23 protein-coding genes, 1 tRNA gene and 1 pseudogene are annotated in these 22,620 nt (G+C 62.2%); 12 read left to right on the forward strand and 13 right to left on the reverse strand.

Annotated elements, in window-relative coordinates:
- Together AUR66_RS13415 and rad50 are read left to right on the forward strand one after the other, a co-directional pair.
- Positions 1-651 (forward strand): annotated as a pseudogene (locus AUR66_RS13415) (DNA double-strand break repair protein Mre11); the annotation flags it as partial.
- Entirely contained in the window at positions 648-3,329 is a 2,682-nt protein-coding gene (gene rad50 / locus AUR66_RS13420) for a DNA double-strand break repair ATPase Rad50 (RefSeq protein ID WP_058572818.1), read from the forward strand. The pseudogene AUR66_RS13415 and the gene rad50, both read left to right, overlap by 4 nt.
- Before the next feature lie 25 nt (positions 3,330-3,354).
- Here rad50 and AUR66_RS13425 read toward each other — a convergent pair whose 3' ends face one another.
- Genes AUR66_RS13425 through AUR66_RS13435 form a run of 3 tightly spaced genes read right to left on the reverse strand, consistent with a single transcriptional unit; the run spans position 3,355 to position 4,567 of the window.
- Positions 3,355-3,783, reverse strand: a complete 429-nt coding sequence (locus AUR66_RS13425; protein ID WP_058572819.1) for a DUF7346 family protein — start codon at positions 3,781-3,783, stop codon at positions 3,355-3,357.
- 25 nt (positions 3,784-3,808) lie between these two features.
- Complete coding sequence (locus AUR66_RS13430) at positions 3,809-4,333, reverse strand: DUF7322 domain-containing protein (RefSeq protein WP_058572820.1); 525 nt, start codon at positions 4,331-4,333, stop codon at positions 3,809-3,811.
- Between the two features lie 48 nt (positions 4,334-4,381).
- Positions 4,382-4,567, reverse strand: a complete 186-nt coding sequence (locus AUR66_RS13435) for a DUF7331 family protein (RefSeq protein WP_058572821.1) — start codon at positions 4,565-4,567, stop codon at positions 4,382-4,384.
- Positions 4,568-4,672: 105 nt separating this feature from the next.
- On the opposite strand from AUR66_RS13435, the gene AUR66_RS13440 reads away from it, so the two are divergent.
- The 7 genes from AUR66_RS13440 to AUR66_RS13470 all read left to right on the forward strand — a co-directional run bounded on the left by AUR66_RS13440 (position 4,673) and on the right by AUR66_RS13470 (position 13,538).
- The gene (locus AUR66_RS13440; protein ID WP_058572822.1) at positions 4,673-7,369 is read left to right on the forward strand and encodes a DNA-directed DNA polymerase; all 2,697 of its coding nucleotides are present in this window, start codon (positions 4,673-4,675) and stop codon (positions 7,367-7,369) included.
- Positions 7,370-7,589: 220 nt separating this feature from the next.
- A complete protein-coding gene (locus AUR66_RS13445; protein ID WP_058572823.1) occupies positions 7,590-8,495 on the forward strand; it encodes an ABC transporter ATP-binding protein in 906 nt (301 codons plus the stop codon).
- A gap of 15 nt (positions 8,496-8,510) precedes the next feature.
- Positions 8,511-9,941 carry a Fe-S cluster assembly protein SufB gene (gene sufB / locus AUR66_RS13450; protein ID WP_058572824.1) on the forward strand — a complete coding sequence of 477 codons (1,431 nt, stop codon included), beginning with the start codon at positions 8,511-8,513 and terminating at the stop codon, positions 9,939-9,941.
- A 3-nt stretch (positions 9,942-9,944) separates the two neighbouring features.
- Positions 9,945-11,156: a Fe-S cluster assembly protein SufD gene (gene sufD, locus AUR66_RS13455; protein ID WP_058572825.1), complete on the forward strand. Its 1,212-nt coding sequence runs from the start codon at positions 9,945-9,947 to the stop codon at positions 11,154-11,156.
- A 212-nt stretch (positions 11,157-11,368) separates the two neighbouring features.
- Positions 11,369-12,523, forward strand: a complete 1,155-nt coding sequence (locus AUR66_RS13460; RefSeq protein ID WP_082682213.1) for a succinylglutamate desuccinylase/aspartoacylase family protein — start codon at positions 11,369-11,371, stop codon at positions 12,521-12,523.
- A 66-nt stretch (positions 12,524-12,589) separates the two neighbouring features.
- Positions 12,590-13,081, forward strand: a complete 492-nt coding sequence (locus AUR66_RS13465; RefSeq protein WP_058572826.1) for a rubrerythrin — start codon at positions 12,590-12,592, stop codon at positions 13,079-13,081.
- Between the two features lie 4 nt (positions 13,082-13,085).
- Positions 13,086-13,538: a metal-dependent transcriptional regulator gene (locus AUR66_RS13470; RefSeq protein ID WP_058572827.1), complete on the forward strand. Its 453-nt coding sequence runs from the start codon at positions 13,086-13,088 to the stop codon at positions 13,536-13,538.
- Positions 13,539-13,595: 57 nt separating this feature from the next.
- Here AUR66_RS13470 and AUR66_RS13475 read toward each other — a convergent pair whose 3' ends face one another.
- The 4 genes from AUR66_RS13475 to AUR66_RS13490 form a co-directional block, all read right to left on the reverse strand.
- Positions 13,596-14,324, reverse strand: coding sequence for a DUF1641 domain-containing protein (locus AUR66_RS13475; protein WP_082682214.1), 729 nt, complete (start codon positions 14,322-14,324; stop codon positions 13,596-13,598).
- 9 nt (positions 14,325-14,333) lie between these two features.
- A complete protein-coding gene (locus AUR66_RS13480) occupies positions 14,334-15,482 on the reverse strand; it encodes an NAD(P)/FAD-dependent oxidoreductase (protein WP_058572828.1) in 1,149 nt (382 codons plus the stop codon).
- A gap of 54 nt (positions 15,483-15,536) precedes the next feature.
- Positions 15,537-15,785, reverse strand: a complete 249-nt coding sequence (locus tag AUR66_RS13485) for a sulfurtransferase TusA family protein (RefSeq protein WP_058572829.1) — start codon at positions 15,783-15,785, stop codon at positions 15,537-15,539.
- A 73-nt stretch (positions 15,786-15,858) separates the two neighbouring features.
- Complete coding sequence (locus AUR66_RS13490) at positions 15,859-16,257, reverse strand: hypothetical protein (RefSeq protein WP_058572830.1); 399 nt, start codon at positions 16,255-16,257, stop codon at positions 15,859-15,861.
- A gap of 298 nt (positions 16,258-16,555) precedes the next feature.
- Here AUR66_RS13490 and AUR66_RS13495 point away from each other — a divergent pair.
- Both AUR66_RS13495 and AUR66_RS13500 read left to right on the forward strand, forming a co-directional pair.
- Positions 16,556-16,628: transfer RNA gene (locus AUR66_RS13495), tRNA-Gln, on the forward strand.
- A gap of 300 nt (positions 16,629-16,928) precedes the next feature.
- Complete coding sequence (locus AUR66_RS13500; protein WP_058572831.1) at positions 16,929-17,681, forward strand: FkbM family methyltransferase; 753 nt, start codon at positions 16,929-16,931, stop codon at positions 17,679-17,681.
- A gap of 6 nt (positions 17,682-17,687) precedes the next feature.
- Here the strand turns inward: AUR66_RS13500 and AUR66_RS13505 are convergent, their stop codons facing one another.
- Together AUR66_RS13505 and AUR66_RS13510 are read right to left on the reverse strand one after the other, a co-directional pair.
- Entirely contained in the window at positions 17,688-18,644 is a 957-nt protein-coding gene (locus AUR66_RS13505; RefSeq protein WP_058572832.1) for a DUF3179 domain-containing protein, read from the reverse strand.
- Complete coding sequence (locus tag AUR66_RS13510) at positions 18,641-19,360, reverse strand: alanyl-tRNA editing protein (protein WP_058572833.1); 720 nt, start codon at positions 19,358-19,360, stop codon at positions 18,641-18,643. The genes AUR66_RS13505 and AUR66_RS13510 overlap by 4 nt, the downstream gene beginning before the upstream one ends.
- A gap of 215 nt (positions 19,361-19,575) precedes the next feature.
- On the opposite strand from AUR66_RS13510, the gene AUR66_RS13515 reads away from it, so the two are divergent.
- Complete coding sequence (locus AUR66_RS13515) at positions 19,576-20,268, forward strand: HD domain-containing protein (protein WP_058572834.1); 693 nt, start codon at positions 19,576-19,578, stop codon at positions 20,266-20,268.
- 99 nt (positions 20,269-20,367) lie between these two features.
- On the opposite strand, the gene AUR66_RS13520 is transcribed toward AUR66_RS13515, so the two are convergent.
- The 4 genes from AUR66_RS13520 to AUR66_RS13535 form a co-directional block, all read right to left on the reverse strand.
- Complete coding sequence (locus AUR66_RS13520) at positions 20,368-21,357, reverse strand: NAD-dependent epimerase/dehydratase family protein (protein ID WP_058572835.1); 990 nt, start codon at positions 21,355-21,357, stop codon at positions 20,368-20,370.
- 77 nt (positions 21,358-21,434) lie between these two features.
- Complete coding sequence (locus tag AUR66_RS13525) at positions 21,435-21,779, reverse strand: nucleoside triphosphate pyrophosphohydrolase (RefSeq protein WP_058572836.1); 345 nt, start codon at positions 21,777-21,779, stop codon at positions 21,435-21,437.
- Positions 21,780-21,866: 87 nt separating this feature from the next.
- On the reverse strand, positions 21,867-22,250 hold the full coding sequence (locus AUR66_RS13530) for a hypothetical protein (protein ID WP_058572837.1): 384 nt from the start codon (positions 22,248-22,250) through the stop codon (positions 21,867-21,869).
- Positions 22,237-22,458, reverse strand: a complete 222-nt coding sequence (locus AUR66_RS13535; protein WP_058572838.1) for a hypothetical protein — start codon at positions 22,456-22,458, stop codon at positions 22,237-22,239. The genes AUR66_RS13530 and AUR66_RS13535 overlap by 14 nt, the downstream gene beginning before the upstream one ends.
- Between the last annotated feature and the right edge of the window lie 162 nt (positions 22,459-22,620).

Here is a 22,620-nt window from a genome sequence, read left to right on the forward strand (position 1 = left end):
CTCGAAACGCGGCCGTTCCGCTTTATCGACGTGTCCCTCTCGGGCGACGAAGGTATCGAGCGCGTCCGACAGCGCATCAGGGAGTTCGACCTCGAAGACGCCGTGGTCATCGTCGACCTGACCGGCGAGGGAGAGTCGGTCACGCCCGCCGCAGTCGAGTCGTTCGCCGTCGAACAAGGCGCACTCGTCGCCCGCGTCAACGACCGACGCGAGATAGACACCGAGGCAGACCTGAACGTCGACGTGTCCTTCGCGGACCCCGACGACGCAGTCCGCGACAAAGTCCGCGAGATGGGCCTGTCGAGCGCAGCGCTCGACGTGGACGAGACGGTGCGCGCGAGCAAAGTCGCCGATTCGAACGTCCGCGACGAGGTTCGCGAACGCGTCGCATCGCTCCTCGACGACGACCCCGGTGCGTTCGTCACGGCGGAGAACGAGTCCGATGCCGATGCGGAAGCGGACACTGCGTCGGAGACGGTGGATTCCGAATCGGAGACTGTCGAGAGCGGTGCGGGGACTACCGGGAGCGACGCGGAGTCGCCAGAGACGCAATCGGAGTCGCCAGAGACGCAGTCGGAGACGAGCGACGACTCGGCTGACGAACCAGCACCCGAACCGGCCCGCGACAGTTCGCTGGGTGATTTCGCGTGAGGTTCACCCACGTCGCACTCCGGAACTTCAAGCCGTACGACGACGCCGAACTCGACGTGCGCGACGGTGTCACCGTCATCCACGGCGTCAACGGGAGCGGAAAGTCGTCACTCCTCGAAGCGTGCTTCTTCGCACTCTACGGGTCGAAGGCCCTCTCCGGCACGCTGGAAGATGTCGTGACGACCGGTGAGGACGACGCCGAAATCGAACTCGAGTTCGTCCACGACGGCGGCACCTACCGCATCGAACGTCGCATCCGCGTTTCGGGTGACCGCGCGACCACCGCGAAGTGTGTCCTCGAGGGTCCCGACGGGACTGTCGAAGGCGCGCGCGACGTACGGCGACACGTGGCCTCGCTCCTCCGCATGGACGCCGAGGCGTTCGTCAACTGCGCGTACGTCCAGCAAGGCGAGGTCAACAAACTCATCAACGCCTCGCCGTCCCAGCGACAGGACATGATAGACGACCTGCTCCAACTCGGGAAACTCGAAGAGTACCGAGAGCGGGCCGGAAACGCGCGGTTAGGGGTCGAAGACGTACTGACGAGCAAGCGGAGCGTCCTCGACGACATCGAGTCGCAAATCGCGGCCAAAGAAGACGAAGACCTCCACGCGCGACTCAACGCGCTCGAATCCGACCTCGCCGAGGTAGACGAGAAGGTATCGAACTACGAGGCACAACGCGACAAGGCGAAGTCGACGCTCGATGCGGCGCAGTCGACGCTCGACGAACACGCCGAGAAGCGAGAACGACTCTCCGAGGTCGAATCTGCCATCGAAGAACTCCAGTCGAAAGTGTCGGAAGACGAAGCGGAACGCGACACACTCACCGACCGAATCCGCGAACTCGACGCGAAACTCGACGAACTCGACGACGACATCGAGTCGGCGGTGGCGGAGACCGACCTCGACGAGGCGAGCGACGATGCAATCGACGCCCGGCGGGACACGCTGGCCGAGCGAGAATCCGAGATTCGCGAGGAGTTGTCCGAGTCTCGGCAGCGAGCACAGGCACTTCGCACGCAGGCCGAACGCCTCGAAGAACGGGCCACCGACCTCGAATCGCGCGCGGAAGAAAAGCGGGAGGCGGCAGACGCAGACGAGTCTACGGCAGACGAGGCAGCGACGGAACTCGAATCGTTCCGCGAGAAACGGGCGGACATCGAGTCTTCGATAGCCGATATCGACGAGCAGTTCGCCGATGCACCCGTCGAACGCGGGTCTGCGGCGGCACTCCTCGACGAGCGTCGCACTGAGCGCTCGGAGGCCCGCGAATCACTCGCAGAGACCGAGACCGAGTTGAAGAACGCCCGCGAACGACTCACCGAGGCCGAAGAACTCCGCGACGCTGGCAAGTGTCCGGAGTGTGGGCAACCGGTCGATGGGTCGCCCCACGTGGACGCCATCGATGACCGCGAGGCCGACGTCGAGTCGCTCGAAGCCGAGCGAGACGAACTCGAGTCGACAGTCGAGTCGCTGGACGCCGCTGTCGAGGCGGCCGAACGACTCGTGGAACTGGAAACGCGCGCCGACTCACTGACCGACTCGCTGTCCCACCTCGACGACCGTATCGAGGACCGCGAGAAGACGCTCGAGTCGCGCCGTGAGGCCGCTACCGAGAAACGAGAGACGGCAGACGAACTCGACGCGGAAGCGTCCGAGAAACGTGAGGCCGCGACGACGCAAGCGGAGCGCGCCGACACAGTCGAAGCGACGGTCGAAGACCTCGAAGCGGACCTCGACGCGCTCGAAACTCGCCGCGAGCGATTGGACCGCGTCGAGTCACTCGTCGAGACGCGCGCCGACACAGTCGACACCCAAGAGCGACTCCGGGAGCGGCGCGAAACGCTCGCCGAGGTCAACGACGAACGCCGCGAGCACCTCACAGAACGCCGGAACAGACGCGCCGAACTTCGGGAGGCAGTCGACGAAGCGGCGGTCGAGTCGGCCAAGAAGCGCAAACAGAACGCCGAAGCGTACCTCGAGAAAGTCGAGACGGAGGTCCTCCCCAAACTACGCGACCAGCGCGACGACCTCCAGAGCCGAATCGGTGGGGTGCAGTCGGACCTCGAACGACTCGACGAACTCCGCGAACGCCGTGACGCACTGGCCGAGCGAGTGGGTGCGCTCGAATCGCTCCACGACGAAGTGTCCACGCTCGAATCGACCTACGGCGACCTTCGCGCGGACCTCCGACAGCGGAACGTCGAGGTGCTCGAACGGATGCTCAACGAGACGTTCGACCTCGTCTACGCCAACGATGCGTACTCGCGCATCCGACTCGACGGCGAGTACGGCCTGACCGTCTTCCAGAAAGACGGGACAGCACTCGACCCCGAGCAGTTGTCCGGTGGGGAACGCGCGTTGTTCAACCTCAGCCTCCGGTGTGCAATCTACCGCCTCCTCGCCGAGGGTATCGACGGTGCTGCGCCACTGCCACCGCTCATCCTCGACGAACCGACTGTCTTCCTCGACACCGGCCACGTCTCGCGGTTGGTCGACCTCGTCGAAGACATGCAGTCACGCGGCGTCAAACAGATACTCATCGTCAGCCACGACGACGAACTCGTCGGTGCGGCGGACGACCTGGTGCGCGTGGAGAAGAACCCGACGACGAATCGCTCGACAGTCGAACGAACCGACGCACCGGACATCGCGAGCGTCCTCGCCGACGACTGAGGGGTGCGACGGTCGACGTCGACTTCTATCTGCTCGCACGCAGGCGTTCGACGCCGTCTCGTGCGGTTGCTGTCGCCTCGTAACCTCGCTCGCCGTAGACCGTCGTCTCTTCGACGAGACCGGCGATTCGAAACTCGGTCAGGAGGCCGTGCAGGTCGCTCTCGCAGAGGTCGTACGAATCGAGCAATTCGACCACTGGCAGCGGACCACGGTCCACGAGGTCCACGAGCAGGCCGAGTGCGCGCTCGGTCGGTGTCGCGACGAGAATCGTTCGGACCGCCTCCGGGACGGCGCGCGCCGCAGTTTCGAGTGGTGACTCGCCGCCGACGGCTTCGAGTTCGTCGTTGGAGACGTAGCGTTCTTCGCCTGTCTTCGGGTCGCGGACGCGACTGCTCTCACTGGAGCGTTTGACGAGCAGATACGTTCGGCCGTCTGGCCCGCGGACGGTGCGCATGGTCGGGCGAAGGCGTCGGCGACTGTTAGCGGTTGCGTTCGTCTCGGTCGGGTTCGTCGTCGGACGACGCTTTGGCGTCTTCGTCGTCGGACGACCAGTCTGTCTCCTCGTACTCTTTGTACATGTAGTAGACGCGCACGAGTGCGCCGATTCCGAGGAGCGTCACGCCCCCGCCAATCAGCACCTGCCCGCGGAAGTAGACGAGCATCGGACCGAGTGCGAGGCCGGCGAGACCGATGTTGGCGAGGACGACGCTGGCCCAGAATAGTCGAGACACTTCCGGGTCGACGTCGGCAGCGAACCCCGAGACGTCGTCGTCACTGAAGTCACTGACCAGACCAGAGTCGGGGTCTTCACCGGGGATGTCGACACGGGGGATGTTCGGGAGGTCCTTCTCGGGATTTCCCCACCGTGACTCGGGGTGAGACCACCGTTTTACGCGGTCGGCCGGGGACGCAACGTCGTGCGCGGAACGCTCTGTGTCCTGCTCGCGTCCGGGAGACGGCTCTGTCGTCTCCGACTCGTCGCCGCGTCGCTCGTCGTCCGTCACGCTCGCGTCGAGACGCCGTGCCGAGAAAAAGAGTCCGCTTCGGCCGAGTTAGGCGCAGTCGTCGAGGCGCATCGATTGTGTCGCCTCGACCCATGCGAGTGGGTTCTCCGCGTCGTAGAACACCACGCCACCGTCGATATCGTAGGATTCGATCGTCTCGGCGCCTGTCGGACCAGTCGGTCCGGTGCCGTCGATCGTGCCGTCCCACCGTTCGGGTGCTGCGTGGTCGGTCATATCGTGTGTCACTGAATGTCACACACAGGTATATGTCTTTCCGTAATTCGAATGGGGGGTCGTTGAAACGCCGGGGTTTTTAGCCGCGCCGCCGAAGCGGAGAGCATGACGCAGACGGGTTTGAGCGACTTCGGGGGACACGACGCCGACGGCGGAGGTGACGAGCGGCCAGACGGAGAGGCCGCCATCGTCGCCGGAGACGCCGCCCAGCACGTCTCCGACGTCATCGACACAGACGAGGTGCGCTTTCCCGACCCAGACGGGACGGTCGAACTGGCCGTCACACAGGTCGACTACACCATCGAGGGGGCGGGCCGCGACGAGTATCCAGTACTCCACGTCTTCGGTCGGACGGCGGACGACGAACCCGAACACGTTCGCATCCTCGGGTTCGAACCGTACTTCTACGCACCGACGGCCAGCCTCGACGACGAGGTACTCGACAAGGACGTCATCACGCGCACGGAAGATGGGTTCGAGAGTATCCGTGGCGAGGAACTGACGAGGATTCACACGCGGACGCCCCGCGACGTCGGGCAAATCCGCGACGAGTTCGACCACTACGAGGCCGACATCCTCTTTCCGAATCGTCTCCTCATCGACAAAGACATCAAAGACGGCGTGCGCGTCCCGGACCGCCGTCTCGACGACGAGACGATTCAGATTCCCCATCAAGAACTCGAACCGACGTCTGTCGACGCGAATCTGCGGGTGAACACGTTCGACATCGAGGTCAACGACAGAAACGGCTTCCCCGAAGAGGGTGAAGAACCAATCATCTGTCTCACGTCGCACGACTCCTACCGCGACGAGTACATCGTCTGGCACGCCGTCGCCCCCGACGGCGAGGGGAAGCGACCCGACGCGCTTCCGAACTACGAGTTCCTCCGCGACGGCGCGTCGGTGGAGGTTCGAACCTTCGAGGAAGAACCGGCGATGCTCGACGCGTTCCTCGCGTACATCGAAGAGACGGACCCCGACGTACTCACCGGGTGGAACTTCGAGGACTTCGACGCCCCGTACTTCCTCGACAGACTCGACGTGTTGAACCCGACGACTGACTACGAACTCGACGCCGATCGGATGTCACGCCTCGGCGAGGTGTGGCGAAGTAACTGGGGTGGCCCAGACATCAAGGGCCGCGTCGTCTTCGACCTGTTGTACGCTTACAAGCGGACGCAGTTCACGGAACTCGAATCGTACCGACTCGACGCCGTCGGCGAACTCGAACTCGACGTCGGCAAAGAACGCTACTCGGGCGACATCGGTGACCTCTGGGAGCAAGACCCCGAGCGCTTGCTGGAGTACAACCTTCGTGACGTGGAGTTGTGTGTCGAAATCGACCGCAAGCAGGACATCGTCGCCTTCTGGGACGAGGTGCGGACGTTCGTCGGGTGTAAACTCGAAGACGCGCCGACGCCGGGCGACACCGTCGACATCTACGTCCTCCACAAGGTCCACGGCGAGTTTGCGCTCCCCTCGAAGGGGAAACAGGAGTCGGAAGACTACGAGGGCGGTGCCGTCTTCGACCCCATCACGGGCGTCAAAGAGAACGTCACGGTGCTCGACTTGAAGTCGCTGTACCCGATGTGCATGGTGACTATCAACGCCTCGCCGGAGACCAAAGTCGACCCTGACGAGTACGATGGTGAGATGTTCCACGCACCCAACGGGACCCACTTCCGGCAGGAACCCGACGGTATGATTCGGGAGATGGTCGACGAACTCCTCGCCGAGCGTGAGGAGAAGAAGTCGCTCCGGAACGAACACGACCCCGGTTCCTCCGCGTACGAGCAGTTCGACCGTCAGCAGGCGGCAGTGAAGGTCATCATGAACTCGCTGTACGGTGTGCTGGGGTGGGACCGCTTCCGCCTGTACGACAAGGAGATGGGCGCGGCGGTGACGGCGACGGGCCGTGAAGTCATCGAATTCACGGAACGAGCGGCGAACGAAATCGGCTACGACGTCGCCTACGGCGACACCGACTCCGTCATGCTCGAACTCGGCCCCGACGTGTCGAAAGACGAGGCTATCGAGCAGTCGTTCGAGATTGAAGAACACATCAACGCCGCCTACGACGACTTCGCGAAAGAGGCACTCGGTGCCGACGAGCATCGCTTCCAAATCGAGTTCGAGAAGCTCTACCGTCGGTTCTTCCAGGCGGGCAAGAAGAAGCGCTACGCCGGTCACATCGTCTGGAAAGAAGGCAAGGACGTCGACGACATCGACATCACCGGGTTCGAGTACAAACGCTCGGACATCGCGCAGGTGACGAAGGAAGTCCAAAAGAACGTCATCGACATGATCGTCCACGGTGAGGACACGGAGGTCATCAAAGACTACCTCCACGACATCATCACCGACTTCCAATCCGGCGACCTGCCACTCGAAGAGATTGGCATTCCCGGCGGCATCGGCAAACGCCTGTCCGCCTACGAGACGCCGACAGCACACGTCCGGGGTGCGCAGTACGCGAACACGTTCCTCGGGACGAACTTCGGACGCGGGTCGAAACCGAAGCGCGTCTACCTCGCGAAGGTCCACCCGTCGTGGTTCCGCGACATGGAAGCAGATGGGTTCGACCCGCAGATGGACGACCTGTACCGCGCGTTCAAACGCGACCCAGACGTCATCTGTTTCGAGTACGCCGACCAGGTTCCGGCGGCGTTCGAAGTCGACTGGGACACGATGCTCGACAAGACGCTCGAAGGCCCGATTTCACGCATCATCGAAGCGCTTGGGATGTCTTGGGACGAAGTCAAAAGCGGTCAAGAACAGACTGGTCTCGGTAGTTTCGTCTGAGCACCGAGACAGGGTCGTTGACGTAACCACAGGTGGTTACGCCACCACCGACGACGAACCGATGTTCGGCTACCCGAAACCCGGACGTATGTCACGAACCATCACGTCTTCTTTGCGGATTTGAAAACAATTTTTCTTTCTACAAAAGGCACCGGGGGTGAATGCGCAAGCATTATGGGCGATACTCCCCAGGGTTCGAGTACGAGGCAACGAACCAACGATGGCAACTCTCGAGATCAAGAACCTCCACGCACGTGTCGCGGAGGAAGACGGTGAGCAGATTCTGCGAGGTGTCGACCTGGAAGTCAAATCCGGCGAGATCCACGCACTGATGGGTCCCAACGGGTCCGGCAAGTCTACGACTTCTAAAATCATCGCCGGCCACCCCGCCTACGAGGTAACCGACGGCGAAATCCTCCTCCACCTGGAAGAGGGCGACTTCGGTGACCTCGAAATTCCGGACGACGCCCGCACGTGGAACCTTCTGGAACTGGAACCGAACGAGCGCGCCGCGCTCGGTATCTTCCTCGGCTTCCAGTACCCCGCGGAAATCGAAGGCGTCACCATGACGAACTTCCTCCGAACCGCGCTCAACGCGAAACTCGACGAGCGCGAAGAACTCCTCTTCGGCGAGGACGAGGAAGAAGAAGAAGAGGACGTCGGCTACGACACCTCCCCGATGGAGGGCAACGTCGACGACGGCGAAGTCGGCGTCGCCGAGTTCCAGAAGCTCCTCAAGGAGAAGATGGACCTCCTCGACATGGACGAGAAGTTCATGCAGCGCTACCTCAACGCCGGGTTCTCCGGCGGTGAGAAGAAACAGAACGAGGTTCTGCAGGCCGCAATCCTCGAACCATCCATCGCCGTGCTCGACGAGATCGACTCCGGTCTCGACATCGACCGCCTGCAGGACGTCTCGAAGGGTATCAACGCCCTCCGCGACGAGCAGGGCACGGGTATCCTCCAGATCACGCACTACCAGCGTATCCTCGAATACGTCGAACCCGACTACGTCCACATCATGCTGGACGGAAAGGTCGTCAAGAGCGGCGACGCGTCCCTCGCGTCCGAACTCGAAGACAAGGGGTACGACTGGGTCCGCGAGGAAGTCTACGAGGCCGCGTAAACCAACCTACACACCATGAGTTCCGACCAAGACCACCTAAAAGAGACAGACACGGAAGCTCGCTTCGAGTTCAAGAAGGAGCAGAAGGCCGCGTTCGCGGCCGAGAAGGGTCTCAACGAAGAGACCATCCGCGTCATCTCGGAAGACAAAGACGAGCCCGAATGGATGCTGGAGCGCCGCCTCCGCGCGCTCAAGCAGTACCAGAAGATGCCGATGCCGACCGACTGGCCCGGCCAGCCTGACCTCTCCGAGGTCGACGTGGACGAAATCGTCCCGTACATCCGCCCCGACGTCGAAGTCCGCGGCGGTGTCGACGACTGGCGCGACCTGCCGGACGACATCAAGGACACGTTCGACAAACTGGGTATCCCGGAAGCCGAGAAGAACGCCCTCTCGGGCGTCGGTGCCCAGTACGAGTCCGAAGTCGTCTACCAGAACATGCAGGAACGCTGGGAGGAGAAAGGCGTCGTCTTCATGAACATGGACCAGGCGGTCCAGGAACACGAAGACATCGTCAAGGAGTACTTCATGACGAAGTGCGTTCCCCCGAGCGACAACAAGTTCGCCGCGCTCCACGGGGCCATCTGGTCCGGTGGGTCGTTCGTCTACGTCCCCGAGGACACGACGGTCGACATGCCGGTGCAGGCGTACTTCCGCATGAACTCCGAGGGGATGGGCCAGTTCGAACACACGCTCATCGTCGCAGAGAAGGGCTCCGAAGTCCACTACATCGAGGGCTGTTCGGCACCCAAGTACTCCGCGTTCAACCTTCACTCCGGCGGCGTCGAAGTGTTCGTCGGCGAGGACGCCCACGTGCAGTACTCGACCGTCCAGAACTGGTCGAAGAACACGTACAACCTCAACACGAAGCGTGCCATCGTCGAGAAGAACGGGCGCATGGAGTGGATTTCGGGCTCGATGGGCTCGAAGGCCACCATGCTCTACCCCGCGTCCATCCTGAAGGGCCGCGGCGCGTCCGACAACCACATCACCATCGCCTTCGCGGGCGAGGGCCAGAACATCGACACCGGCGCGAAGGTCTACCACAACGCCCCCGACACCAAGTCGACCATCGAGTCGAAGTCCATCTCCAAGGACGGCGGCCGCACCAACTACCGCGGCCTCGTCCACATCGCAAACGGCGCGACCAACTCCTCGACGGCAGTCGAGTGTGACGCGCTGATGTTCGACAACGAGTCCACCTCGGACACGATGCCGTACATGGAGATCAACGAGTCCACCGTGGACGTCGCTCACGAGGCGACCGTCGGGAAGATCGGCGACGAGGACATCTTCTACCTCCAGTCGCGCGGCCTCGACGACGACGACGCAAAGCAGATGATCGTCTCCGGGTTCATCGAACCCATCACGGAGGAACTGCCCATCGAGTACGCAGTCGAACTCAACCGACTCGTCGAACTCGAGATGGAGGGTAGCCTCGGATAACCAATGAGTGCGCAACTTCCCGCCAACCTGTCTGAAGAGACAGTACGAGAGATTTCGGACGCACGGGACGAGCCCGAGTGGCTCCTCGAGGCCCGACTCGAAGCCCTCGAAGCACTCGACACGCTCGAACTCCCCGACGTCATCCAGACGCCGGGCCGCCGATGGACGAACCTCGAAGCCCTCGACTTCGAGTCGCTCGTCGACCCGCTGAACCAGTCCGACGAGACGACCCGCGAGGCACCCGACGACGTCGTCGTCCTCCCCTTCACGGAGGCGCTCGACGAGTACGGTGACCTCATCGAGGAGCGATTCGGCTCCGTCCTCGACCTCGAGACGAACTACCTCACCGCACTGTCTGCGGCGCTGTTCACCACGGGTACGTTCATCTACGTCCCCGAGGACGTCAACGCCGAAGACGTGAAGATTCGCGCCGAGATGAACTCTCGGTCGCTCTTCAGTCACACGCTCGTCGTGACCGAGAAGTCCTCGTCGGTCACCATCCTCGAAGGCACCGAGTCCGGTGACGCCGACGTGGAGGGTGAGCGGTACTTCTCGAACCTCGTCGAAATCGACGCGGGCGAGAACTCGTACGTCCAGTACGGGTCGCTCCAGAACCTCGACGAAGACACCTACACGTACTCGCTCAAGCGTGGGGACGCCGGCACCTACTCGACCATCAACTGGATCGAGGGGAACCTCGGCTCCCGCCTCACCCGCAGCGACATCGAGACCGAACTCAACGGCGACGCTTCGGAGACGAAGATCGTCGGCGCGTTCTTCGGTCACAACGACCAGCACCTCGACGTGAACGCACGTGTCTGGCACAAAGCCGAGAACACGACGGCAGACCTCGTGACTCGCGGCGTCCTCGACGACCACGCCCGCTCGGTCTACGAGGGTGTCCAGGACGTCGGCCGCGACGCGTGGAGTACGAACTCCTACCAGCGTGAGAACACGCTGATGCTCTCGGACGAGTCCGAAGCAGACGCGTCGCCGAAGCTCATCATCAACAACCACGACACCGAAGCGTCGCACGCCGCGACGGTCGGACAGGTGGACAAAGAGGACCTCTTCTACATGGTCTCTCGGTCCATCCCCGAAGAGACGGCGCGCAACATGCTCGTGGAGGGCTTCTTCGTGCCCGTCCTCGAAGAGATAGAAGTCGACGAGTTCCGCGAGGACCTCGAAGAACTCATCGCCGCGCGTCTGGACTAACTGCGCTGGACGCTCCACGTTTTTTTCTTTCAGTTCGTCTCGACGTTCTCTCCAGTGTCTCGTCGATACCGGCGTCAGTCTGCCGTGTCGACGTGATACTCCCGAAATTCGGTCAGTCAGGAAACTGTCTAGCTGCTAAGGTCTTTGCCCGTACTCGGCGTATGCTCTCCCATCCGGAGCGGAGCACGATTGTCCAACCGGAGGGTAGTACGATGTCCAGCAACACCAGCAACGGAGAACCATTCAGATACGACGCCGAGGTACGCCCCGGTGAGAAACGCCACATCATGTACGAGGTTGGAGAGTCCTTCCTCGGAGACCCGATAGAGATTCCGGTGACCATCATCAACGGTGTCAACAAGGGCCCACGGGTGTTCGTCAGCGCCGCGATGCACGGCGACGAAGTCAACGGGGTAAAAGTCGTCCAGGAGGTGGCAGACCGCTACGACCCACAGGAACTCTCTGGGACCATCGTGTGCCTGCACGTCCTCAACGTGCCGGGCTACCGGGCACACCTGCGGTACCTGCCAATCTACGACCGCGACCTGAACCGGTCGTTCCCCGGGTCGGAGAACGGGAACGAGGGGAAGCGAATTGCCAAAGTCATCTACGACCGCTTCATCTCCAACTGCGACATCGGTGTGGACTTCCACACGTCGACGCGGAACAAGGTGACCCTCTTCCACACGCGAGCGGACATGAGCGACCCCGCAGTGGCCGAGGTGGCGAACGCCTTCCTCTCGAGCATCGTCCTCGACGGGGCGGGGTCTGAGGGCATGATGCGCCGGGTCGCATCCGAAAACGGGGTTCCAACCATCACCGTCGAGATGGGTGAAGCACACCGCTACCAACCGGTGTTGGTCGACCGCGCACTCGAAAACTTGCACAACCTCTTCGCCTACTTCGGCGTGATAGACGACGAGTTCGAAAGCGAACCGGTGTGGCAACGCATCGTCGGGTCGAAAGAGAAGAAGTGGATTCGGTCGACTGCAGGTGGGTGGGTCGACATGGACTGGGGACCGTACCCAATCGTCGAAGAGGGAAAGTCGGTCTGTACCATCTCCGACCACTTCAAACGCGAAGAACACGTCGTCGAAGCACCCTTTACGGGACTCGTCATCGGGATGGCCGCAAGTCCGATAACCGTCCCCGGACAGATAGTCGCACACGTCGTCTCGATAGACGAGGACGACCGAAAGGTAATCGAGAGGGTAGTCGACGAGCAAGGGTACTCCAGTATTGGCACCTACCACTGGATGGGTCAGCGCGTAACGCCGAAAGAAGAACGACGGCGGACCGCCGAAGAACCGCAGACTCCCGAAGAGCCCGAGACGACGGAGACGGAACCCGAAAGGGGAACCGCTTAAGTTCGTCACAGACTCACCTCTGTGTATGACTCAGTTGGTATCGCACGCGAACGGAGGGTTTCGCCGGTGAGCGTCGGGTATCAGGTCACCTCTGACCACCAACTCGCTCGGTTGCTCCAAATCGGAATCGTCCTCGAAGAAGTCGTGGAGGCACGCGCTTACCACCACCACGAAGAACTCGACGAGGAGGAACTCGACGAGGAGATTCGTGACCTCCTGTCACACGCCGCCGAAGAGTCGGCCGAGCACAGAGAGCGACTCGAACGAATCATCGACCGATTAGACGTCGAGAGCGTGCCGTTCGAAGAGATAGAGGCGCTCGTCGAAGCGCAGTACGGCCAGACCAAGCCCGAAGACTTCGACGGCGTCCTCTACGACCAACTCTGTAACGAAGAGACAGCCTACAAGTTCTACGACGACGTCATCGAGGCTATCGAGGCGAGCGACGCACAGTTCACCATCGACCGCGAGGAACTCGTCGCAACGCTCGCTGCGATTCGCGACGAGGAAGCCGAGGGCGTGGAGAAAGTGACGCAAATCATGGAAGAGCGCGAGTGACACGATGAACACCGCAGACCAATACGTCAAGGCGATTTACCTGCTGCAAGAGATGGAAAACGGCCCGGCGGCGACGGGTGCGCTCGCGGATATGATGGACGTGAGTCCGGCGAGTGCCAACGAGATGATTGGAAAACTCGAGTCCCGTGGTCTCGCCGAACACGAGAAGTACAAGGGTGTCACACTGACCGACGAGGGAATCATCCGCGCCCGCGATGCGCTCCAGACGTACTGCATCATCGAACGGTTCCTCTCGAACGTCCTCGACGTCGAGGAGTTCCGCGCCGAGGCCCGCGAACTCGAACCGGTCATCGACGACATGATTGCGGGCCGACTCGACACCATCGTCGACCGAAACTCGGAGTGCCCCGACTGTTTCGACCCCGAGACGGACGCGTGCCAGTATCTCGACGTGTGTGGTGCTGAGGCGGAGACAGAGACAGAAGCCGCCGACTGATTCTACAAAAATACGAGACGGATTCGTTCGGGGATTTCCCCGAGGGCGTTCAGGTGACTACGCACGCGATTCGTCGAGGGTGTCGAGGTCACCGCCGATACCACGGGCGAGTGCCAACAGGAAGTTCATGCCACGTTGGACCTCTGGGTCGCGGAGTTGCCGAACCATGCCGATGGTTCCGGTCCGTTTCGGTGGTTCGCTCCCCGCTTCGCCCATGCCGCGTAGCATCGTCTGGATGGCGCGGACGGTGTCTGGGTCACTCGCCGTGTCGGCGACTTCTCCCAGTGAACTCCCGGTCTTGGCCAACTTCATCACCATCTCGTCGTCCAGCGCGGACGTGGCGAGGGTGATGGCGTCGGCCGCCTGCGTGAGTTCGTCGAGGGTGCCATCCCGTTCGAGGCGGATGAGCTTCTCGAGGGCGCTCTCGAGCTCGCCTGCGTTCTCACCGACTTCGCCCGCAAGGTGGGACATCTCCCGGGTGGCGAGGCCGTCTGCCGACTCCATCAGCAGCGACGAGGTGCCGGCGAGTTTGGTCACCATCTCGTCGTCCATGGCGGACGTGGCGAGCGACGTCGCGTCGAGGAGTTCGTTTAGCAGCCCTACTCGCTCGACGAACGCGACGACTTCGTCGGGGTGTTCGGCGATAGCCGCTTCGAGCGCGTCGCGCGCCTCGTCGGCAGTCTCCACCTCGTCGGACACCTCGGACTCTGTCGTGGTCGTCTCATCGTCGCTCACGGTGGTCTCTTCGCGCTCCGTCTCTGTCGTCTCGGTGGATGAATCACTCATCGTCTCACCTCAGATGAGTCCTCTGGCGGTGAGCCAGTACGACTCGTTGTACGCGAGTTTGCTCCAGTGGAGTAGTTGCGATGGTTCGCGGACCACCGGTTCGTCGCCGTACCCGAACTCCACGAACGTGGCTTCGTCCATCCCGCTCTCGATGAAGCAGATGGTCTTGCCGTCGTAGGTTTCGGTGGGGACGAGGCCGCGGACGCGACTCGCGAGTCGGGCGGCGACGGTGCCGGCCGCGTAGTGGGCGACACTCCCTGCCTTCGAGGTGGGGAGGTCGGCAACGTCACCGATTGCGTACACGTCGTCGGCGTTCTTCGCTTCGAGCGTGTTCTTGTCGACTTCGACCCAGCCATCGTCGCCGAGACCCGCGTCGGACACGAGTTCGCTGCCCGTGTGTGGCGGGATGGCGACGAGGAGGTCGTAGTCGAGTTCGGTCCCTTCCATCGTCTTGACGACGTTCGCCTCGGGGTCGATTTCCTCGGCGTTGAAGAACGTCTCTAAGTTGATGTCGCGTTCGTCGAAGAGTTCGGTCGCCCAGTCGGCGATGGACTGGATACCGTGTGCCCGCATGATGGGGTAGGTGTACGTAATCTCGACCTGGTCGCGGATGCCGCGTTCGCGGAACCACGCGTCTGCCATCAACACGAACTCGACAGGTGCCGCGGGGCACATGTGCGGGACGCCGATGACCGAGAGGACGACGTGGCCTTCGGTGAAGCCAGCGAGGGCGTCACGGAGCTTCTCGGCGCCGTTGGGGCCGTAGAAGTGGTGCCCTCCCTCTTTGAGCCCTGGCACTTCGTCCGGGTCGAGGTTGGCACCCATCGCGAGGACGAGGTGGTCGTAGTCGAGTCCACCATCGTCCTTCGCCAGCGTCAGGTGTTTGGACTCGGTGTCGATTCCGGTGACACGGTCGACGAGGAGGTTCGCGTGCCGGAGGTCGACGAGGTCCGAGAGTGGACGGCGCGCCTCGTGCATCGTCTTCTTTCCGAAGGCGACGTAGAGGAACGCCGGCTTGTACGTCTGTTCCGGCGTGTCGTTGACCAGCGTCACTTCGACGTCACCGGCGTCGATTTCGTGGGCGAGTTCGTCGGTGAGTCGATTGGTGAGGACAGTCCCGCCCGTGCCGCCACCGACGATTACAATTCGTTCTGTCATAGTGAATGTGGATACTGTTGGATGCTTCGGCCGTGAGGCCGGGCGTCGTGGGCGTTACTTCGTGGTCTCGATGAAGACGGACCAGTAGCCCTCGTCTTCGTGTTCGACGACGTCCAGCGTCTCGTGGCCGGCCTTGTCGACCCACTCGGGGACGTCGTGGCTGGACGAACTGTCCGTCGTCAGGAGTTCGACGACGGTGCCGGGTTCGAGTTTCTTTACTTTGCCGATGAGGTCCATGAGAGGACCGGGGCAGGTCGCACCGCGGGAGTCGACGGTCACGTCGGGTTGGATTGATTCGCTCATTGTCGTGGATTGTGTTGGTAAGTCGTGGTTGGATGGCGATTCGTCGGTGATGTTCGGCCACTCGGGACAGCGCTTAGACGAATATCACCTGCTTGTCTTCGGCGTGGGTCAGGAAGCCAGAGACGCCGAGCACGTCGTCGAAGACTTCGTGGTAGTCGTCGAGGGACTTTCCGAGCATGTCCATGGACAGTTCACACGCGTAGACGCTGAGCGGGCCGAGTTCTTTCGCCTGCGCGATGTTCTCGTAGAACATTGCCATGTCCATGCCCTCTGCTTGCATCATCGCCTGGCCGACTTCGCCCATCTCGTAGTCCATCGACGCGATGCGCTCTTTATCGAACGCCTCAAGACCGCCCATGGTTGCGAAGATGTCAACCGGAACCTCCGACGCAGCGGCGATTGCTGCGATGTTGCCAACGGCCTGGAGCCGTTCGAGACGTGCGGATTCGAGTACAATTGCGTAGCCAGTCATGGGTGGTTCACATGCTGGTGTAGGAGTCGAAAGGGGATATTATTGCACAGACATTCCAAGATTGTGGGAATGTGTCGTATTATTAAGGCGTCGCGAGTCGAACCTCGCCCTTCGGTGACTGCTCCCGTGTCGTGGTAGCAACTGTCCCGCTCACGTCGACCGAATTTGATGGGTGACGACCCGACGCGAAAAGTAAGCTTATTGTGTCGCCGTCGCGCTACCTGCATATACGAAGTGCAGTCCCATGGTGGTGAGCAATCTCGGAGAGGTTGCGAGTTACGTGGGGCGAGCTGAGTGCAGTCCCATGGTGTAGTGGCCAATCATAGCGGCCTTTGGAGCCGTTGACGGCGGTTCGAATCCGCCTGGGACTACTAATTCTGTGGCGAACCGAACGGTGAGCCACGAATTCGTGACAAAAGGCGATTCGAGCCCAGACGACGAGAGGATTCGAGTCGTCGCGGTTCGAATCCGCCTGGGACTATTCTGCGACGAACGAAGGTGAGGAGCGAATAGTCTGACCGGATTCGACACCCAGAGAACGAGCAACGGGAGTTCTCGCGGTTCGAATCCGCCTGAGGATACTCGTTCTATGGCGACCAGTGAGCCACGAAGTGACGTCGTCACGAACAGTCCTATTGATTTTTATCGATTCACCATGACAGACGTATAAGGTGTCGTTTCTCCACCCGCTTTCGGCCTTTCGCCACCTCTCGTTTACGTTTCACTATGCGCTCGTTCGCGCCAACTACCAGCGGCGACTCCTCGCGACGAAGAAACACGTCGGCCAGACCTCGTTCCGCAGTTACGAACTGTACAACCGACACGGAAACGACGTGCTCCTCGAAGCACTCCTGTTGTACCTTCGTGACGGAGACGTCGTCGTCGACGTGGGTGCCAACACCGGAACGTACACACTCGCGGCGGCGGCCAAAGCACCGAACGTCGAAGTCGTCGCCATGGAACCGAACGGGGACGTTGCCGCCCAGTTGCGAGCGAACGTCGAGGTGAACGGGTTCGAAGACCGAATCGACGTGTTGGAGTGCGGCCTCGGCGACTCGGACGGAACCAGTCGGTTTCACGTCTCCAGTTACGACGAGTTGGGGTCGTTCTCACCCGACCACGCGAGTGCGTGGACGGCACGCGTCGTCGACACGGAAGAGGTTCCGATGCGGCGTCTCGACTCACTCGTCGCCGACGGTGAAGTCCCGCCACCGGACCACCTGAAGATAGACGTCGAAGGATTTGGACTGAACGTTCTCAGCGGTTCCGAGTCCGTTCTCGAAGCACACCGGCCGAACGTCTACTTCGAGGTCCACGACACGCGCGGCGGGCACGACGAATCGGCAGCGAAGGAACTCCTCAGAGACCACGGATACGACCTCATTCCCGTCAGAGACGGGTGGGTTTGCGAACCGACCGACTGAGGGGGATTACTCGACGTAGAACGCGTCTGCACCGTGGTCGTCGCGCCACGCGAACGCGAAGAGACGGCGTGCTGGCAGGCGTTCGAGCGAGCGACCATCTGCCGCGTCTCCTGTCGCTCCATCCCAGTCAGTCCCATCTGCGTGGAACGTCCGGTCGTCGCCACCCGGGTCGAACACGAGGTCTGGATTCGAGAAGGCGTGGATACCGGCGTTCGTGGCGAAGACCACGGCCGATTCGTCTCCAACGGCGAGTGTGACGACACCGCCGGCGGACTCGACTACCGAGAGTGGAACACCCACCGGGTCGTCGTCGACGTCGAGGCCGAGGACGACGGACTTCGGTTCGATGCCGTCGAGCGAGTCGTCCCATTCTCGCCCGCCGGTTCCACGATGTGCGCCGAGACCAAATCCGTCCATCTCGAAGTAGTGTTCGTACGGTTCGACGTCGTAGTCGATGGGTTCCGGGTCGTCGCCTTCGCCTGCTGCTTCGCTCGTGCCACCCGGTGGCCGCATGACACGCCCGTCTGGTGTCGCATCGGAGAAGGCACGCCACGTCGTCACGGCGGCGGGACGGACAGATAGCGAGGTACCTTCGAGTTCGCCCGCGATGCACTCGCCGAGGGATTGCTTCCACTCGGACTCTGTCTCACGGTCGTACATCACCAGGTCGTCGTCTGCGAGTTTCCCCGAGACGCCGAATTCGAGGGTTCGACCGTCCACTCGCCGGTCGTAGACGGCGGCGCTCCCGCAGAGTGGACACCACGTCACCGCCACAGGAACCCCGCTAACCACGTCGTTGACGATTTCGTGGTAGTGCAGGTACCTGACGGGGTAGGCCCGCGTCTCGCCGTCCACGGTGAGCGAGATGACCTCGTCGTCGTCGGGACCGCCGTACGTCTCGGTGAACGTGGGGTCGTCCACGCTCGGGATTGCGTCTCTCGGGATGACCTGACGAACGTTCATTCGAGTACGAAGTCGACGCGTTCGTGTGAAGCCCCCTGTGTCGTGCGTCCAGTGAGCACGACCGTTCCGATTTCGCCCGTCGATTCGACGTGTGTCCCCGCACAGGCAGTCCGGTCGAACGGGTCGTCTTCGTCGCCGATTTCGACGATTCGGACCTCTCGAATCGAGTCGGGAAGGAGGTGGAGTCGGGTGCGCTCAGGGTCGAGCGTCGCCTCTGCTTCGTCTCTGTCGAGGGTGTACCACCGAACGGGCAGGTCAGACGCGACGAGGTCGTTCAATCGAGTCTCGATAGTCTGGAGGTCTTCGTCGTCGAATCGGTCGTAGGCGCAGTCGAGGTGTGCGTGGTCGGCGTAGAGTTGGTTGCCGGTCGTCTCGGCGTCGAACTCGTCCAAGAGGACCGCAGAGAGGAGGTGTTGGGCCGTGTGGTAGCGCATGTGGGCGCGGCGACGGTCCGCGTCGATTCGGCCAGTGACGACCGTCCCCGGTTCGGGCGCGTCGCCGTCGACGACGTGCTCGATTCGGTCGCGTTTCACGACGTCGGTGACGGCCCACTCGGTGTCAGTTCCCGAGAGCGTCCCCGTGTCGTTCGGTTGGCCGCCGCCTGTCGGGTAGAAGTACGTCTGGTCGAGGACGACACGGTCGGTGCCGCGGACTGCTTCGACTGTCGCCTCGAAGGTGAGGCGAGTGGCGTCGTCGAGGTAGCGCGCGTCGGTCATGTCGTGTGCGATGCGAGGTGGCGATTTAGCTGTGACCCTCCGGTATGGCGACGAAATCGGGATGATAGTCACTGCCAATGGGGGCCGTCAGACGTGCCGAGTTCGGGCGACAACGGCGTTTCGGTGACTGAGGGTGTCGTAACGCCTAAGAGTGGAACGGTCCTCATTCTGAGTAATGAGAATACGTACTCGCCAACTCCCACTGGGGTGGTTCCGTGGGCGTTGAAATCAAAGAGTCGGCCGTCTCCGACGCGGAGTTCGAAGACATGAAGCGCTTCGTCTCGGACTATCTCTCCGCGAGCGTCGAGAACGAAGACGACGGTGGTCGGATGCGCTGGTACCCGTGGCACTCTGCGGAGTACCGCTTCAACCACATTCTCAACGTCGTCGCCCTCTCGACAGACATCGCCGAACGCGAAGGTGCAGACGTGGACGTGGTTCGCGTCGCGTCCCTCTTCCACGACATCTCGAAACTCGAAGCGGAACAAGAGATTCACGCCGAAGAGGGCGCGCGCGTCGCACGCGAGTTCCTCAAGACGCACGGGGACTACCCCGAGTCGTTCGTCGAACAGGTGTGTCAGGTCGTCGCCGACCACTCGTATCAAGGCTCACTCGGCGACGTCTCGCTGGAGACGCAGTGTCTCATCGAAGCGGACATCCTCGACAAAATCGGTGCCAATGGGACCGCACTCATGCTCCTGCGGATGGGCTACGAGGCGCGGACCCACATGGACGCCGCCGAGATGGTCGAACGCGTCTTCGAACGTGGCCGCGACGCTTCCCGTCGTCTCGAATCCGACAGGGCACAGAGCATCGCACACCAGCGACTCAAGCGCGTCAAGTGGTTCCGTGAGTGGTTAGAAGACGAAGTCCCCGAGATGGAACACGGCGGCGAACTGAGCCAGTAACACCGGTCCCCACACCACTCTCATCGGTCTCTCTCGCGACGTTCCTTGGCCGTCGATAGCGGCGTCTCTCGTCGTACTGCCGTGTCGACTCGGCCGGCCTCAGAGCGTGTCGAGGATAGACAGGACGCGTTCTTCGGCGTCTCGTCCGGGGTCGTGTTCGGACCCATCGCGGTCGCTCTTCCGGTGGTCGTCGACCGACCGGCGCATCGCCTCGTCGACGGGCGTCGACTCCCACCCGAGACGGGCGAGTTTCTCCGTCGAGAGGACGTGCGGGTAGTCGCGATAGAGGACGAAGTCGTCCATGGTCAGGTCAGTCGCTGCGAGTTCGCGTTCGCCCGCGTGGACGACTTCCACGTCGGTTCCGGCGGCGTCGGCGATGACCTCGACCATCTCTTCGAGCGTCACGAGTCGTCGGTCACCTACGTTGTACGCTTCGCCCGCCTCGCCCTCCTCGGCGACGACGCGCATCGCGCTGGCAACGTCTTCGACGTAGGCACGGTGCCAGATGTTCGTGCCGTCGCCGGGGACGACGACTCGGTCGTAGTTCAGCACGCGGTCGATCCAGTAGTCGAGTCGCTCGGTGTAGTCGTGCGGGCCGTAGACGATACACGGCCGGACCGACATCGCGTCGATGCCGCGCGACGCCGCCTCGAAGACGACGCGGTCACCTTCTGCCTTCCGCGGGCCGTAACTCTCGTGGGAGTCGTCGGTCGCTTGCTCGTCGGTACAGTCACAGAGTTCCGTGACGCCCTCGCGCTTCGGAATCTCTTCTGTGCCGTAGGCCGCCCCACTGGAGATGTAGACGTAGGCGTCGACGTCGGTGAAGATATCGACCGCAGTGGCGACTTCGCGTGGTTTGTACGCCACGCAGTCGAAGACGGCGTCGGGCTCGACGGTCAGTTTCGCCGTGCGGAGGGCTTCGTCGTCGGTTCGGTCACCCTGAACGTGCTGGACGCGCGGGTCGTCGCTGAAGGGATTGTCGTGGTTCCCGCGGTTGAAGATGGTCACGTCGTAGTCGTGGTCGAGGAGGTCCGAGACGAGGTGACGGCCGATGAAGCGGGTGCCGCCGATGACGAGCGCATTGTCCATATCTGGGCCGAAGGGGTGCGCGGTGAAAAACGTGGGAGAATCGGCGGCGGTGGCCGACTGTCAGGCCGGGGCGGGGGTCAGCGGGCGTCTGGCCGTCCCTCTTCGACGCGTTCGAGGACGATTCCATCGTCGAACCCGCCGCGTTCAGCCGCTTTTTCGGCAGCGAGGTCACGGATTGTGTCCCAGTCGCTCTCACGCCGCGCGAGAATCGCATCCACGACGGCGAACACGTCGGCGAACACGTCGGCGAGTTCTTCGACTGCTCCCGACTCGGCGAACTCTTCGGCTTCTTCGACCAGTTTCTCGCCGAGTCGACGGTCGAAGTCGTCGGCGTCGGCGACGTGAACGACGGGTGTCTCGCCGGATTCGCGGATTATCTCGGGGATATCGTCACGAACCAGTTTGTCGTATTCGCGGGGCACATCGGATGCTCTCGGCGGTGTGTGTTAAAAGGAGTTGGGGGCGTCGATGTCGGTCAGTCGCCACCTGCCGGACCTGCTGTAATGGTCTCAGCGGAGCATCGAAGCGACCCGCTCTACGGTGGCACTCACGCCATCGCCGAGTGCTGTGAGCGCGCCACCGACCCGGAACTCTGCCGGGGCGATACCAAGTTTGCGAGAGACGAAGCCCGGATGGGAACCAGTCCCCACGACAGCGACGGTCCGTCCTCGGACCCTGACTTCAGTCGTCAACGCTGTCGTGGTCAACACTCGGGTGACGTCGTCGATGTCGACGTCGGCAGCACGAACGGCCCGGAGCGCACTCCACACCGTCGGCACTTCCACGAACAGCCGGTCTCCGGTCGAATAGACAGGCATCGACACGCCTGCAACGGACAGAGTGAGGTCTTCCGTGTCGACCGACAGTGGCGCGACCAGATTACTTTCGCTCACGAGTGGTGACTCGGACAGTTCCGTCGAGTCGCCAGTGGGCGTGTTCGGCGTCCTCGCCAGTACCGCTCGGAACGTCGATAGCCATGTCGTCGAACGCGTAGGTAATCTCGGCGTTGCGTCCAGTGAGTCGGTCGTAGAGGCCAATCGCCAAGTCTGGCCACGTGGTCGTCTCGTCGATGCGCCCTTCGGGAGCTTCGGCGTCACTCATACCCCTCTGTATGGCGTGTCGACACTTATAGGCTCGTTGACGATTTCTAACCAATTACAGATTCGAAGAGGGGGACCAGTCTACGACCGTCTCGACGAGAGAACAACACTGGCGACGCTGGTCGCCACAGTTCGTCGAAAAAACGGTCGGGAGTCGACGTGT

This window comes from Haloferax profundi (assembly GCF_001469865.1).
Taxonomy (GTDB): Archaea; Halobacteriota; Halobacteria; order Halobacteriales; family Haloferacaceae; genus Haloferax; species Haloferax profundi.